At 71.9% G+C, this 14,630-nt stretch carries 12 protein-coding genes; 4 read left to right on the top strand and 8 right to left on the bottom strand.

Annotation, left to right across the window (positions count from 1 at the left end):
- Positions 1 to 4 precede the first annotated feature (4 nt).
- Positions 5 to 1,525, bottom strand: coding sequence for an amidase (locus tag ACFU53_RS26920; protein WP_383997470.1), 1,521 nt, complete (start codon positions 1,523 to 1,525; stop codon positions 5 to 7).
- A 258-nt stretch (positions 1,526 to 1,783) separates the two neighbouring features.
- Between ACFU53_RS26920 and ACFU53_RS26915 the strand changes: the two genes are divergently transcribed.
- Together ACFU53_RS26915 and ACFU53_RS26910 are read left to right on the top strand one after the other, a co-directional pair.
- Positions 1,784 to 2,803 (top strand): helix-turn-helix domain-containing protein, encoded by a 1,020-nt coding sequence (locus ACFU53_RS26915; RefSeq protein ID WP_383997467.1) that lies wholly within the window; start codon positions 1,784 to 1,786, stop codon positions 2,801 to 2,803.
- Positions 2,804 to 2,846: 43 nt separating this feature from the next.
- Positions 2,847 to 3,026: a hypothetical protein gene (locus tag ACFU53_RS26910; protein ID WP_383997465.1), complete on the top strand. Its 180-nt coding sequence runs from the start codon at positions 2,847 to 2,849 to the stop codon at positions 3,024 to 3,026.
- Here ACFU53_RS26910 and ACFU53_RS26905 read toward each other — a convergent pair.
- From ACFU53_RS26905 to ACFU53_RS26890, 4 genes are all read right to left on the bottom strand, one after another.
- Positions 3,019 to 4,320: a hypothetical protein gene (locus ACFU53_RS26905; protein WP_383997462.1), complete on the bottom strand. Its 1,302-nt coding sequence runs from the start codon at positions 4,318 to 4,320 to the stop codon at positions 3,019 to 3,021. The genes ACFU53_RS26910 and ACFU53_RS26905 overlap by 8 nt on opposite strands.
- Before the next feature lie 99 nt (positions 4,321 to 4,419).
- Complete coding sequence (locus tag ACFU53_RS26900) at positions 4,420 to 5,037, bottom strand: hypothetical protein (RefSeq protein WP_383997460.1); 618 nt, start codon at positions 5,035 to 5,037, stop codon at positions 4,420 to 4,422.
- Positions 5,038 to 5,234: 197 nt separating this feature from the next.
- Positions 5,235 to 6,317, bottom strand: coding sequence for a tetratricopeptide repeat protein (locus tag ACFU53_RS26895; RefSeq protein WP_383997457.1), 1,083 nt, complete (start codon positions 6,315 to 6,317; stop codon positions 5,235 to 5,237).
- Positions 6,318 to 6,803: 486 nt separating this feature from the next.
- Positions 6,804 to 7,490, bottom strand: coding sequence for a TetR/AcrR family transcriptional regulator (locus ACFU53_RS26890; RefSeq protein WP_383997454.1), 687 nt, complete (start codon positions 7,488 to 7,490; stop codon positions 6,804 to 6,806).
- A 119-nt stretch (positions 7,491 to 7,609) separates the two neighbouring features.
- Here ACFU53_RS26890 and abc-f point away from each other — a divergent pair, with 119 nt between their 5' ends.
- The gene (gene abc-f, locus ACFU53_RS26885) at positions 7,610 to 9,229 is read left to right on the top strand and encodes a ribosomal protection-like ABC-F family protein (protein WP_383997451.1); all 1,620 of its coding nucleotides are present in this window, start codon (positions 7,610 to 7,612) and stop codon (positions 9,227 to 9,229) included.
- Between the two features lie 205 nt (positions 9,230 to 9,434).
- On the opposite strand, the gene ACFU53_RS26880 is transcribed toward abc-f, so the two are convergent.
- A complete protein-coding gene (locus tag ACFU53_RS26880; RefSeq protein ID WP_383997448.1) occupies positions 9,435 to 11,093 on the bottom strand; it encodes an ABC-F family ATP-binding cassette domain-containing protein in 1,659 nt (552 codons plus the stop codon).
- A 731-nt stretch (positions 11,094 to 11,824) separates the two neighbouring features.
- Here ACFU53_RS26880 and ACFU53_RS26875 point away from each other — a divergent pair.
- A complete protein-coding gene (locus tag ACFU53_RS26875; protein WP_383997445.1) occupies positions 11,825 to 13,240 on the top strand; it encodes an MFS transporter in 1,416 nt (471 codons plus the stop codon).
- A gap of 260 nt (positions 13,241 to 13,500) precedes the next feature.
- Here ACFU53_RS26875 and ACFU53_RS26870 read toward each other — a convergent pair whose 3' ends face one another.
- Positions 13,501 to 14,178, bottom strand: a complete 678-nt coding sequence (locus ACFU53_RS26870) for an indole-3-glycerol-phosphate synthase (RefSeq protein ID WP_383997443.1) — start codon at positions 14,176 to 14,178, stop codon at positions 13,501 to 13,503.
- Between the two features lie 311 nt (positions 14,179 to 14,489).
- On the bottom strand, positions 14,490 to 14,630 hold a 141-nt coding region (locus ACFU53_RS26865; RefSeq protein WP_383997516.1), incomplete at its 5' end, for an adenosylhomocysteinase.

The following is a 14,630-nucleotide window of genomic DNA, read 5'->3' as shown; positions in this document are numbered from 1 at the left end:
CTCCTTACTTGTGCTTGGGGTGGCTGAGCGTTCCGAGCGTCCGCTCGAAGGCGTGCGCTGCCTGCAGGACTGAGGCGTCGCTGAATCGCTTGGCGATGACCATGAGGCCGACGGGAAGGCCCTCGCTCAGACCGGCGGGGATCGTGCAGGCCGGGTGACCGGTCACGTCGAAGGGCGCCGTATTGGTCACCATGTCCAGCGCTCGCGTCACGATCTCCTCGGCCGATGCGTCGGCTGCGGGGATGAGGCTGGCCGTGATCGGTAGGGTCGGCATGACGATTACGTCGTACTGGTCAAGGACCGTGTCGTACGCGGCCGCGAGGACCGGCTCGAGATTGCGTGCCTTGCCGTAGCTCGCGCCGTACCCATTGCGGAGGGCGTATGTGCCACCGAGCGCCACGAGTTTGACCGTCTCCGAGAACGCGGCCGGGTTCTGGCGCCACCGCTCGCCGTAGAAAGCCATCAGGTCGGGGTCGTAAGCGCCTTTCCAGTTGAGGCCGTAGGCGTTGCCATCCACCATCTGCCAGGTCGCTCCCTCGACCGAGATCACGTCCCAGATCGCGGCGCCGTGCTTGTGCCATGGGATCGAGACGTCTTCGGCGAGGTGGCCGGCGGCAGTCAGACGCTCGATCGCATCCCGTACGACCGCGTTGACCCCCGGGTCGGAGTTGGCCTGCTCGAAGCCCTCAGTGACAACACCGATCCGCAGACCACGATCGAGTTTGTCCAGTTCAGCGACATAGTCGGCACCGGTCACACCAGTGGGCTGGCGCGGGTCGAGACCGTCGGCCCCAGCGATCACCGTCAACATGGCCGCGGCGTCGGCGACCGTCGGAGCGATGGGGCCGAGATGATCGATCGTCTGTTCGATCGGAAAGCCGCCGGTGTAGGGCACAAGGCCGAAGGTCGGCTTGTGGCCCACCACACCGCAGAAGGCTGCCGGGATGCGGATCGAACCACCCTGGTCGCCGCCGAGGGCAAGATCGACCTCACCCGCTGCGACCAGCGCCGCGCTGCCACTCGAGGAGCCGCCCGCGGTGCGGTTGGTGTCCCACGGGTTGCGGATCGGTCCGGTCTTCGCCGTGTGCGACGCGCCAGAGAAGCAGAGGTCTTCACACACGGACTTACCAGCGATGGTGGCACCGGCATCGAGCAGGCGAGCGACCACGGTGGCGTCCACCTTCGGGACGAAGCCGCGCACCGTCTCCGAGCCGTTCATCATCGGAACGCCGCCAACAGCAACGTTGTCCTTGATCGCGACCCGGCGGCCCGCCAGCGGGCCGGACTCGGTCGTGCGAAGGTCAGTCCTGACGTACCACGCCCCCAGAGGGTTGTCAGCCGGCTCCGACCAGTTTCGCTCGGGCGCCTTGGGCGCTACCTCGCGCTCGTAGAGCTCGTCGACGACCGACCACGATCCCAGCAGGCCGCTCGCAGCGGCGTGGTAGAAGTCCAGGTCATGCTCGGCGATGCCGAGCCTCAGATCATTGGCGAGGCCTTCGACCTCTCGGCGAGATGGCAACTCCATGGGCCGCTCTCCTCTCGGTTCGTACGGTTCTTCGTGCCGGACGAAGTGAGACCCCGGGGGCGTCACTGCCAAGGCGGATGCACTTACGTCCTGGGGGAGGAGCAAACGGCCCCCGAGGTGCCGCGTCAACGGTGGCCAGCGGCCTGGAGCACGTTTGGATTGCCACGGTCAAGGCACGTGCAGGCACGAACAATCTCGACCCCGGAGCACCCCCGAACGGGGGTTGACGGGTTCGGGGCGAAAAGAACACGATGAGCCATGCCGGATTCGTTCCAGATCGATACTGCGAATCGACCTGCCGCAGAGCGGACGGATTACTGGCGCTCCAGCGTCTGTGATCAGTTCGTCCCACTTGCCGTGCAGCCAACCGTCGGCGAACTGCAAGGTCGCGTCGTCGGCGTGACCATCGCCGATACCCGGCTGCGGCGGATGCGCGCGAGCCAGCATGTCTTCGAGCGACGCCCGTCGGACGTCAGGGCCAGCGACCCAGAGGTCCTTCACGTCCTGTCCATGGACCATGGTCACCACTGCCACATGGAGCAGGACGGGCGCACGACGACTCTGAAACCCGGCGACCTCGTGCTTTACGACAGTTCGCGACCGTTCCGGTTCGCGACGTCAGGCGCCTTCCAGTTCACCATCGGCCTCCTCCCCAAGCGGCTGCTGCCGCTGCCCGAGAAGGTGCTCGCCGATCGGACGGCGCGGGTTGTGCCCCTTTCGGATGGGGTCGGCGCGGCACTCGGCGCGCTGCTCGCCTCACTGGCCGGCGGCAGTGCGGCTCCTTCGGCCCCCAGCCAGCAGGTCGCAATTCAGCATGCCCTGGTCAGTTTGTGCGTCGCGCTCATGTCCGACGAAAGACCGGTGGGGAGCCCGCCGTCCGTGCATCTGTCCCTGGCGAAGTCGTTCATCGTGCGACACCTCGGTGAACCGGCACTCGCTCCCGCCGACGTCGCCGTCGCTTGCGGTGTGTCCCTCAGCTACCTGCATCGCCTCTTCGCGAACGACGGGACGACCATCGTCGGCTACCTGCGCGAGCAACGGCTTAAGGGGGCGCACAGAGACCTGACGACATCGCTTGTGGACGAACCCGTCCTGCTGGTCGGTCGACGCTGGGGCATGCCCGACCCCGCCCACTTCAGCCGGGTCTTCAAGAAGCGCTTCGGAGTGACGCCCGGCGATGCACGTCGCTCCGCCCGTCCTCCGAAACCTGTCGGCCGATTAGCTAAGACCGACCGGCAAATGGTGAGGTCGCTCGTCGGCGGAGGGTCCCGGGCGTGAGACGGGCACGGGCTCTGCGTGATCATGGAGTTCTCTACGCTCAGTGATCACACAGCAGGGCGAGCAGCGTGGCGCGGACTTCGGCACCGTCGAGGGGGCCGGGGAAGAGGTGCCGGGGAAGGTACAGCGGGTCGTGGCGGAGGCGGGCCGGGACCGGGCGGGGGGCAGTGGGGCCCGGCGGGGGTGTGCCGGGCCCGAGGGGAAAGCTGCCGTGGTCAGCTGACGATCTCCACCGTGATGTCGGCGGTTCCCGCGACGTGGTCGGTGTCTCCTGCGTAGCTGACGGTGTAGGTGAACCAGCCCGGCAAGGGTGGGCTGTCGTCGAATGCGAAGGTGCCGTCGGCTGCCACGGGGACGTCGGCGATCGGCTCGCCGTACCGTGTGACCGTGACCCGGGCGTCGGCCGGATGCGGCATCAGGGAACTCAGCGTTCCGTGGACGGTCAGTTGCTCCCCGAGCCGGCTTGTCTCCGGTGCCCGCAAGATGATGTCGCTGGAGGCCTTGTGGACATCGGTGACGATGTCCAGGATCACTTCGCCCGAGTACGGGAAGCGGGTGGCGAACAGGCGGTCGCCGTCCGGTGCCCAGGCCACGCCGCGTGCCAGCAGGTCCATGTGGGGCCAGGAAAGCGCGACCTTGCGTATCGCGGTGGTCGAGCCGGGCTGGTAGAGGTAGACGTCCCAGTCCCCTCCGGCGACGATGCCCGCGGCGACCATGCCGTTGGGGGCGATGGCGACCGAGTTGGGGTAGGCGCCGGTGTCGTATCTGCCGGTCTCGGTCAGGTCCGAGATCCGCCACTGCTGATGGGCGTAGTTGGATCCGTAGGCGGTGACGACGCTCTGCCCGTCGGGGGTGATGGCCAGGTCCTCGACGGCGCCGACGGTGTCGCTGTAGGAGGTCTCCTGGGCGGTTCCGGAACTCACGTCGTACACCCGCATCCCGTTCGCGCTCGCGCTCTCCGCGGCGACGAGCCGGTCGGGGAAGGCCGGTGAAGCGGCGAGCCGTGGCTTGCCGTTCCACACGGCATCGTGGCCCAGGTCGACCACCGGGTCGGCGTCGGCAACGCTGATCGAACCGATGCCGGCGTCGAAGACGGTCGCCTGGTAGGAGAACCAGAGCCTCCCGGCTGTGACGGCGAGGTTCTCCGGCTCCGTGCCCGCCCCGGTGGCGAAGCGGCGTGTCTCCGTCAGGGTGGCGGTGTCGACCGCGGCGATCGCGTCGGCTTCCGGCAAGGCCACGTACAGGGTGGACTCGTCCCAGGACAGGGTCATGCCGCGGGCTCCGTCGAGCTCTTCGATCGTCTTGAGCACCCGGCCGTCGTGGTCGGTGGCGACCACAGCATCGTCGCCGGGTGCGCTGATGTACACGTGGTGGCTGTCGGCGAGGGTCTGCCAGTGCGACCTCACCGGCAGGACGACGCCGTCCGCGGCCCGGGCCGGGCCTGGACTGGCGAGCAGGGTCAGTGATGCGGTGACCGTGGCGAGCACCGTCCCCGCCGCGAGTCTTCGTATGCGCACGTGTGTGAGCTCCATTCTGTGACCGGCCGACCGCGCGGTGCGATCAAGGGGCCAACTCTAGTGACAGGCAACGACATTGGGGGCGGACTGCTGTCTGGCTCAACCTCTCCCTACGTTCTTCTCCGGGGCCGGGCGAGCCCTTCGTCCGGCACTCCGGCCGGGGGCGCCACAGTGCGCGTGGCGGGGTCGGCTCCGGTTCGGCGAGCAGGATGTCGCCGGGGCGGGTGCGCAACGGGGTCTCGGTGGTGACGACCTGGTGCCGCTCGCCGCGTCGTCGAGGGCGTACGCTCCCTTCGCCCCCTCCCCCGGCGGCACCCGTACGAAGCCCCCGCGCACCCCCTTGAACGCGGCCCGCGCCGCCTCCGCGTCCGCGTGTTCCGCGTGCTCGGCGACCGTGCGGCCGTCGGGGCCGACGATGCGCCAGGCGGTGGCGGCCGGTCCCTCGTCGTCCTCGACGTTTCCGGCGTCGTACGTCAGGAGCAGCGTGCCGTCGTCCGCGCGGACCACGCCGGTGGGTGCGCCGGCCGCCTCGATGACGTCGGCGGGGCGCGGGTGGGGGTCTTCGATGACCCGCTTGTACTTCGCCTCGCGGTCCCCGGAGCTCCCGGAGTTCCCGGAGTTCCCGTCGTCGGGGCCGGCCTGGCCGCAGGCGGTCAGCGCCGGCGCCGCGGCCACGAGCCCGACCGTCCGCCTCCCGCGTTTTCTCAGCCAGGCCATGGCCACATCCTCACATGAGGCGCCGGCCTCTCCGGCGGGAGCAACGCGGCCCAGGCCGCCCGCACTTCAGCGGCACGCACCCACGAGGTGCGGTGTCACAGGGCACCGGCCGTGGCCGGGGGTGAGCACCGCCCCGGCCGGAGTCGTGGTCGGGGCGTGGTCGGGCGGCCACGGCGTTTGGCCGGCCGGATCGATCGCTACTGGGGCCTCGCCGTGCGCGGTGGGGGTGTCCGCAGGCGCGGCGGGGTGGTGCCGCAGTCGGTCGCCAGGTGGGCGGCGCGGCGGAGGAACACGTCGGCGGAGGACGGGTCGCCGAGGGTGGCGAGGGTGTGGCCGAGGTCGTCCAGGGCGTGGACGAGTTCCAGGCGGTCTTTGCAGCGGCGCAGTTCGGTGAGCGCCCGGGCCAGGGTGCCAGGGCGCATGCCGGGTTCTTCGGTGGCGGCGAGCAGGCGCAGGGCGATGCCCTGTTGCCGGGGGCCCGAGGTGCGGGCGGCGGCGAGTTCTCCGGCGAGCAGTCCGCGGGCCTGGTCGACGTGGCCGAGGCGGAGCAGTGCCTCGGCGGTGTCGGTGCGCCAGGGCACGTGGGGCAGCCCGCCGGGGCCATGCCGGCGGATCAGGCGGCCGGTGGTCCGGAAGACGGCGAGGGCGTCGTGGTGGCGGTGCGCGGCAAGGTGGAGGCGGCCGCGTGCTCTCAACCAGGGCAGGCTCTGCCAGGTGGGGTCGGTGGGCTGTTCGAGGTGTTCGGCGGCCTCTTCGTAGCGTCCTTGGGCGATGAGTGCTTCCGCCAGAACGGCGGTGGGCCATCGCCTCAGTGGGGTGTCCTGTGTGCCGGTGGCGTGGTGCGCCGCGGCTGCTTCGTGTGCGGCGGCGGTGAGGTCGCCGAGTTGCAGCAGGGCTTCGGCGCGCAGCGCGCGGAAGGCGGCCGACCAGGCGGGTGCCTTGGCGGTTCGGGACTGTTCGTGGAGTTTCGCGCACCAGACGGCGGTTCGGTGGGGGTGTCCGGTGTGCAGCAGGACGCGTGCCGCGTGGAGCAGGGGTGCGTACGCGTGGGGGTGCAAGGTGCTGGTACGCAGACGCAGGAGCCGTTCGGCTGCTCGGGGGCCGCAGCGGCCGGCGGCGGGAGGTTCTGTGTGCCACTGCGGGGCGGTGTCGCGCGGCGGGGTCCGGTCGCGCCGCGGAGGCTGTGGGGTGCGGCCGGTGCCGGGCCTGTCGGACCTCCGTTCCACCGTGGCCGGTGCGGTCGTCCACGTGCGCGTCATGCCGTCGGTGATGCGCGTCATGCCTTCAGTGAACCGCCAGGCCGGTGGCACGGGCCACGGGCCTCCGGCCGGTCTTGAGCGGTTCTCAGGTCTGCGGGGCGGGGCCGGGGAAGTCAGGGCTGTTCGGTCGTGGCGGGCAGGCAGACAGGCGGGCAGGCGGGCAGGCGGGCAGGCGGGCAGGCGGGCAGGGTGATGGTGGGCAGGCGGGCAAGGTGATGGCGGGCAGGCGGGCAGGGTGATGGTGGGCAGGGTGATGGTGGTGGTCACGGTTGTTTGTACCTGGGGCACGGGCACGGGCCGGGGCACGGGCACGGGCCGGGCGGGCACGGGCCGGGCGGGCAGCAGTGCGGTGATTTTCGCGGCGGTGCGGGCGGGGTCGCGCAGTGGATCCCGCGGGCCCGTGCGCGTCCTGGCGGGTGGGTTCGGTTCGGCCGGGATTTCGGAGCCGAGTGGCGTCGCGGTGTCGTACGGCCTGGTGGCAGTGCGGGCGGACCCGTGGCAGCCGGGTCAGGTGGCGGCGTCCCCTGGAGGTGGCCGGGTGAAAGCGCCGGCGGATGCGGCGAGTGCGGCGCTTTGGGCCGCGTGGTCGGGCAGCTGCGGATCGGGGGAGGTGCGCAGCAGGATCAGCTGGTGGTAGAGCGGTGCGGTGGCGGCGATGAGCAGTTGCCGTGCGTCGGTGTGGGGCGGTAGTTCTCCGCGCTCGATGGCCCGGTCGACGGTGATCTCGCAGCGTAGGTACCGGTTCTCCCAGAAGCGCCGCAGGGCGCGGGCGGCCGGTTCGGAGCGGAAGGAGGCGGCGATCAGGGCCGGGGTGATGGGCGGCCGCTCGGTGAGGGCCGTGTAAATCTCGTGGTTCAGTGCCGCCAGGTCGCCGCGCAGGGTGCCGGTGTCCGCGGGCTGCCAGTCGTCGTCCGTGACGGCGTTCAGGACGTCGGCGAGCAGCCCGCCGACGTCCCGCCAGCGCCGGTACACCGTTGTGCGGTGCACGCCCGCGCGGTCCGCGACGCTGTCCACGGTGAGTGCGTCGTAGCCGTGTTCGACCAGTTGGGCGCGGACCGCGTCGAGCACCTGCGTACGGATGCGGGTGCTGCGGCCGCCCGGGCGTCGCGGCGGGGGCGTCGGCCGGCTGTCCTGCGGCGGGGAGGCGGAGGAAGCGGTGGCCGGGTATCGGGTTGCTGGGCGGGATGACGCCATGACAGCATCTTAATGCAACTGTTGTCGCACTAGTGGGTCGCGGTGCTCTTGCGTGGCGTTCTCGTGGTTTCGCAGCCCGTGACGTCCGCTTTCGCCCTCGCCTGCTCCGGAGGTCATGTATGCCTACGCAGATCACCGCTGTGTCCGTCACCAAGTCCTTCGACGGCAAGGTCGTCCTCGACTCGGTGACGTGCTCGCTCGCCTCGGGCGAGCGCACCGGGATCGTCGGCGAGAACGGCTCGGGCAAGACCACCCTGCTGCGGCTGCTGGCCGGTCGTGAGCGGCCCGACCAGGGGGAGGTCGTCGTGCACGCCGACGGCGGCGTCGGCTATCTCGCCCAGGACGAGCGGCTTCCGTCGTCGGCGAGCGTCCAGGACGTCATCGACCGGGCCCTGGGCGATCTTCGCGCGATCGAGGAGCGTATGCGCCGCCTGGAGGCGTCGATGGCCGGCGGCGACGAGGGCGGCATGGCCGAGTACGGAACCCTGCTGACGGTCTTCGAGTTACGCGGCGGCTACGAGGCGGACGCCCGGGTGGAACGGGCCCTGCACGGCCTCGGCCTGGGGCTGCTGGACCGTGACCGCACGGTGGGCAGTCTCTCCGGCGGAGAGCAGGTCCGGTTGCGGCTGGCGGCCGTGCTGGCGGCCGGGCCGGAGGTACTGCTGCTGGACGAGCCGACCAACCATCTCGACGGGGACGCGCTGGGCTGGCTGGAGGACCACCTGCGCACCCGGCGCGGCACCACGGTGGCGGTCTCCCACGACCGGCTCTTCCTCGAACGGGTCGCGACCGGTCTGCTGGAGGTGGATGCCGACCGGCGCCGTGTCGTGCGCTACGGCAACGGCTACCGCGGCTACCTCGCCGAGAAGGCGGCGGCCCGGCAGCGGTGGGTCCAGGCGCACGCCCGGTGGCAGGCCGAGGTGGACGGGCTCCGCGAGAGCGCCGCGACCACCGCTCGGCGGGTGGCGCCGGGCCGGGCGATGAAGGACGGCAACAAGATGGCCTACGACCGGGCGGCGGGCCGCGTGCAGCAGTCGCTGGCCGGCCGGGTGCGTCAGGCCGAGGAGCGCCTGCGCCGCCTTCTCGCCCATCCGGTCCCGCATCCGCCGGAGCCGCTGCGTTTCGCCCCCGTCCTGCGGTCCGCCCGCCCGCAGGGCGACCTGCTCGACGCCAGCGGCGTCTGTGTCTCCGGCCGGCTGGAGCACACAGACCTCAGGGTCGCGGCGGGAGAGCGGCTGCTGATCACCGGGCCGAACGGGGCGGGCAAGAGCACCCTGCTGAGCGTCCTGGCCGGAGAGACGGCGCCCGATGGGGGCGACGTCACCCGCCGGGGCCGGATCGGCTTTCTCCCCCAGGAGCCGCGGCTCGGCCCGGCCGGCCAGACGCTGCTCGCCGCGTTCGCCCGTGGGCGGCCCGGGCCGGCCGACGACCACGCCGAGCGGCTGCTGTCCCTCGCCCTGTTCGGCCCCGACCAGCTCACGGTGCCGGTGGGCAGTCTCTCCGCCGGGCAGCGTCAGCGGCTCGCCCTGGCGCGGCTGGTCAGCGAACCGTCGGACGTCCTGCTGCTGGACGAACCCACCAACCATCTCTCCCCCGCCCTCGTCGAGGAACTGGAGGCGGCGCTGGCCGGCTACGACGGCGCGCTCGTGATCGTCAGTCACGACCGTCTGCTGCGCCGGCGCTGGCAGGGCGCCGAGCTCGTCCTGTCGGCGACCGCCGCGTCACCCGCCCGGGCCTGACGTCAGCCCGGGCCTGACGTCCGCCCGGGCCCGCGGTCACCCGCCCGCCGCGAGGCGTCACCGAGTGCCCCGCCCTGTGGTCCCGGCCTGGGCGGAGGACGCGCGTGAGGGCCTTTTGGCCCGGTGCAGGTGTCGCCATCCGCACCGGGCCGGAAAAGGCCCTCACGCGTTTCAGGGGCACAGCTCAGTGATCGCTGTCACCGGCTCACGGGGTCGCCGCTTCACCGCGCACCTCCTGCGGGGTCGTGTCACGCAGTTCGCCGTCGAGCAGGACCCAGCGGGTGATGCCGATCGACTCCAGGAACGGTACGTCGTGGCTCGCCACGATCAGCGCGCCCTCGTACGATGCCAGGGCCGCCGTCAGCTGACGCACACTCATCATGTCGAGGTTGTTGGTCGGCTCGTCCAGCATGAGCAACTGCGGCGCGGGCACGGCGAGCATGAGTGCGGCGAGGGCCGCGCGGAACCGCTCGCCGCCGGACAGGGTCGCCGCCTGCTGCTCGGCCCGTGCCCCTTTGAACAGGAAGCGGGCCAGGCGGGCGCGGATGTGGTTGTTGGTCGCTTCCGGTGCGAACCGTGCCACGTTCGCGGCGACGCTCAGCTCCTCGTCCAGGACGTCGAGCCGCTGGGGCAGGAAGCGGAGCGGGACGTGCGCCAGCGCCTCGCCCTCCACGGGGTCCAGTTCCCCCGTGATGGTGCGCAGGAGCGTGGTCTTGCCCGAGCCGTTGCGCCCGACGAGCGCGACCCGCTCGGGCCCGCGCAGCTCGAACTCGCCCCGCACCCGGGCCCCGTAAGCCAGGTGCAGATCGCGCAGGGTCAGTACGGTGCGGCCCGCCGGCACGGACGTGCTGGGCAGGTCGACGTGGATCTCGTCGTCGTCACGTACCGCCTCCACGGCCTCGTCGAGCCGTTCCTTCGCCTCGGCGAGCTTCTCCTCGTGCATGATGCGGTGTTTGCCGGCGGCGACCTGCGCCTGCCGCTTGCGCTCCCCCATGACGACCTTCGGCTCGCGCTTGGTGTCCCACATCTTCTGCCCGTAGCGCTTGCGCCGCGCCAGCTTGATCTGCGCGTCGGCCAGTTCGCGCTTCTGCTTGCGCAGGTCGGACTCGGCGACCCGGACCATCCGCTGCGCCGCCTCCTGCTCGGCGGCGAGCGCCTCCTCGTACGCGGACAGGTTGCCCCCGTACCAGGTCACTTCCCCGCCCCGCAGATCGGCGATCTGGTCGACGCGCTCCAGGAGTTCACGGTCGTGGCTGACCACGACCATCACGCCGGACCACGCCTCGACGGTGGCGTACAGCCGTCGCCGTGCCTGCAGATCGAGGTTGTTCGTGGGCTCGTCGAGCAGGAGGACGTCGGGCCTGCTCAGCAGCAGGGCGGCCAGACGCAGCAGCACCGACTCGCCGCCGGAGACCTCTCCGATGGTGCGGTCCAGGCCGATGCGGCCCAGGCCGAGGCCGGAGAGCATGGCCACCGCGCGCTCCTCGACGTCCCAGTCGTCGCCGACCGCGGTGAAGTTCTCCTCGCGCACGTCTCCCGCCTCGATCGCGTGCAGCGCGGCACGGGTCGCGGCGATACCGAGAGCCTCGTCGACCCGCAGTGCGGTGTCGAGCGTGACGTTCTGCGGCAGATGGCCGACGTCGCCGGAGGTCCGTACGGTGCCGGCGCCCGGCTTCAGCTCTCCGGCGATCAGCTTCAACAGGGTGGACTTCCCCGACCCGTTCAGGCCGATGAGCCCGGTCCTGCCGGGTCCGAAGGCGGCCTGCAGTTCGTCGAAGACGGGGGTGCCGTCCGGCCAGGTGTAGGAGAGCTGGGTGCACGTGATGGCGGCGGCGGAACTCGCGGAGCCGGGGAAAGCAGACATGGGTGCCTCACGGTTGCTCGGTGTGAACGGTGATGGGTGCGACGCGTTCGAGACACCGTGGGCGTGGCGACGACGAGAGACGGAGATGCCCGGTTTCCGGATGGCCCGGCCATGGAGAAGGGGGCGCTACCGGCGGAGGGACGGCTCGTGACGTCGAGGTCGCACACGCGAGGACGTGACGCAGTGCCGGAAATGAACGGCGTGAACTGCGTGACGTATCGGTGTCCCGGGACCTCAGACGAGCAACGTCCTTCTCCGATCGACGGCAACAGAATCGATATACACTGTATAGGGGCGTCGGGGGGCTGTCAACGGATGACGCCGAACTCCGTGTCCCCTGACTCCTGTTGCCTGACGGTGCCGGGCATCGTTCGGCCGAGGACCCTTTCGACGGGTCCGGTCAGCGGCCACGGCGGCGGCGAACGCCCCGGTCAAGATCGGCCCCGCGCAGGCGGAAGAGACGGCCCGCAGGGGTGGGCGGGGGTGGCTGTCATGGGTGACCTCACTCTGGTCGTACGCGGTGTCCGTGGACATCCCGGGGGATGCCGGCGTGCGCGAGCCTAAGGACGGCCGGCTGCGTCCACCGGCGGCGGCCCTCTCGCCCCGAGCACCTCTGGACGGCTCCTGGACAGTGTCTGCGGCGCCTTTCGAGCCAGGCTTGAGCCGGGGCTGAGCCGGCGCTGGGACCGTGCCGGGACTGACGTTCTCCGAGGAGCCGAGGAGGCCCCGTCATGTCCGCGCAAACGTCCCGAGCACCGGTGACGCGGCCGGCGGCCGCGCCGTCGGCCGCCGTGCGTACCGGGCGCGGCGCCCGTCCCCGACTCGCCCTCGCCGCGATCGCCGGGTGCAACGCGATGATCCAGCTCGACGACCCGATCGTGAACGTGGCACTGCCCGGCCTGCGCGAGCAATTCGGGCTGTCCGCCGTCGGAGCGTCCTGGGTCGTCAACGCCTATCTGCTCACGTTCGGCGGGCTGTTGCTGCTCGGCGGCCGGGCCGGGGACATCCTGGGGCGGCGCAAGGTGTTCCTGGCGGGGGTGGGACTGTTCACGGCTGCCGCGCTGCTGCGGGGGATCGCGCCGTCCGGGGAGTTCCTCGTCGCGGTGCGGGCGGTGCAGGGGGCCGGTGCGGCGCTCGCGGCGCCGAGCGGGCTCGCGCTGGTGCTCTCGATGTTCCCCCAGGGCGCACCCCGCAGGCGGGCGATCGCCGTGTGCACGGCGGCCGGTGCGGTCTCGACAGCCGGCGGGCTGCTCCTGGCGGGGGCGCTGACCTCGCTCGGCTCATGGCGCTGGGTCCTCTGGCTGGACGTGCCGCTGGGCGTGGCGATCCTGCTGGCCGCCCCGTTCGTGATCGAGGAGACGCCACGCAACCGGGGGCGGTTCGACCTGGCCGGTGCGCTGGTGTCCGCGCTCGGCGCGGCGTCACTGGTGTACGGGCTCGCGCAGGCGGCCGAGCGGCCCTGGGGCGACCCGGTGGTGGCCGGCGCGGTGACGGCGGGCGTGGGGCTGCTCGTGGTGTTCGGGAGGATCGAGCGGCGGGCGGCACAGCCGATCGTGGTGCCGCGGCTGTTCGCGGACCGGGACCGGCTGCTGGCCTACCTGAGCACGCTGGCCGTGCCGGGCGCGCTGATCGGCACGTACTTCTTCCTCAACCAGTTCTTCCAGGGCCGCCACGGCTGGTCGGCGCTCGCCGCCGCGTGCGCGCTGCTGCCGCTGCCGGTGACGATGGCCACCACGGTGCCGGCGGTGGTGCGTCTGGAGCGGCTGGTGGGCACGAAACCGCTGATGGCGGGCGGCGCGGTGCTGCTGGCCGCCGGGAACCTGTGGCTGGCCTGCCTGGACGCCTCGGACCCGTACGTCTTCGCCGTGCTGCCCGCGCTGGTGCTGCTGGGCGCCGGCATGGCGGCCTGCGCGCTGCCGCCGACCGTGCTGGCCACCTCGGGACTGCGCGGCAGCGAGGCCGGGGCTGCCTCCAGCGTCCTCAACTGCCTGCAGTCGGTGGGCGGCTCGATCGGTCTCGCCACACTGGTGACGGTCTCCGCGCACACCGGCGGGGCGAGCGCGGGCATGGCCGGCGGCTTCGCGACCGGGGCGGCCTTCGCGGGCCTCGCCCTGCTGGCCGCCCTCTTCCTGCGCCGCTCCGGCTGACCTCCACCGCCTGGCGCGGGTCACACACTGACACGCTCCTCGAAGAACCCCGGCGCCCGCGGACGGTGCGCCCGGGCCGGCCCCTCCAGGCTGATGGCGCGGGCCGTTTCCAGGGCGCGGGCCGTTTCCAGCCGGGGGCCTGAAGTGGGACACCTACGTCAGGCGCCGGGACGCGGACCGGCGCGGCCAGGGCGGGGAAGCGGGCCCGAGAGGCGTATGCCGTTTCGCCTCCGGCACCACCTCCCGTGCCAGGGGCACGGTCACGCCGCCACCGTCGGCCAGGCGTTCAGATCCCGTGTGCGCAGCAGCGCGGTGCCGACCAGCAGCCCGCGGTAGCCCGCGTCGAGCAGCAGACGCGCCGTCTGCGGGCTGTCGATCGCGCTCGCGCTCACCGGGCACGGGGTGCCCGCCGCCCGGAGCGCCGGCAGCAGGTCCAGGCTGCGGCCGATGTCGCCCGCGTCCCGCTCCCGTGCCGTGATGTCCTTGTTGTTGACGGCGATCACGCACTCGTCGGCGTGCGGTACGGCGGCCAGCTCCGACTCGCTGGTGATCTCCACGAACGGGGTCAGACCCGCCCGCAGCGCCCCCGTCACCATCGTGCGCATGGCGGAGGCCGGCAGCAGCGCCGCCGTGAGCAGTACGGCCGAGGCGCCCAGCTCGACGGCGGCGGACAGCTGCTCGCGCCGCGTGAAGAAGTCCTTCTGCAGCAGCGGGAGTTCGGTGAGCCGCGCCACGTCCGCGAGCAGCTGGGGTGTGCCGCCGAACCAGCGGCCCGTCACCACCGATATGCAGGGCGCGCCCGCGGCCTCGTAGGCGGCGACGATGTCGGCGGGCGTACGGCCCGCGATGAGGTCGATGCCATGGGCGTCCCGCCGCTTGACCTCCATGATCAGAGGCCGTTCGGCGGTCAGCAGGGCCTCGGTGAAGCGTGCGTTCATGAACTTCTCCTTGATGCGGCGCGAGGCGCGTGGTGCGCGCGGGGGCGGCCGGGGCGGAGATGTGTACGCCCGCCCTCCGTACGGGGGATGAACGGGAGGGCGGGCGCGTTTCAGGGGTTACCCGCGCGCGGACGCCGGTGTGTCCTTGCCCGGGCGTGCCGGCGCGGCCTCCCGGCGGGGGTTCTCCGCTCGGAGGACGGCTCGCCGTCACTCGGCCTCCTCCGTGCGTCCCAGGTTAGGTGCGGCCGGTGGACGCGGGCACGCCCTCCCGAGCGGGCCTCGAGTCCGCGTGAAGTGGTGCGCGGGGGCCGTCAGTAGCGGTAGTGGTCCGGCTTGTACGGGCCCTCGACGTCCACGCCGATGTAGGAGGCCTGCTCCGGGCGCAGGGTGGTGAGCTTCACGCCGAGCGCGTCGAGGTGGAGGCGGGCGACCTTCTCGTCGAGGTGCTTGGG

This window comes from Streptomyces sp. NPDC057474 (assembly GCF_042802555.1).
Classification (GTDB): domain Bacteria; phylum Actinomycetota; class Actinomycetes; order Streptomycetales; family Streptomycetaceae; genus Streptomyces.
This window is presented reverse-complemented; position numbering and strand designations above follow the sequence as displayed.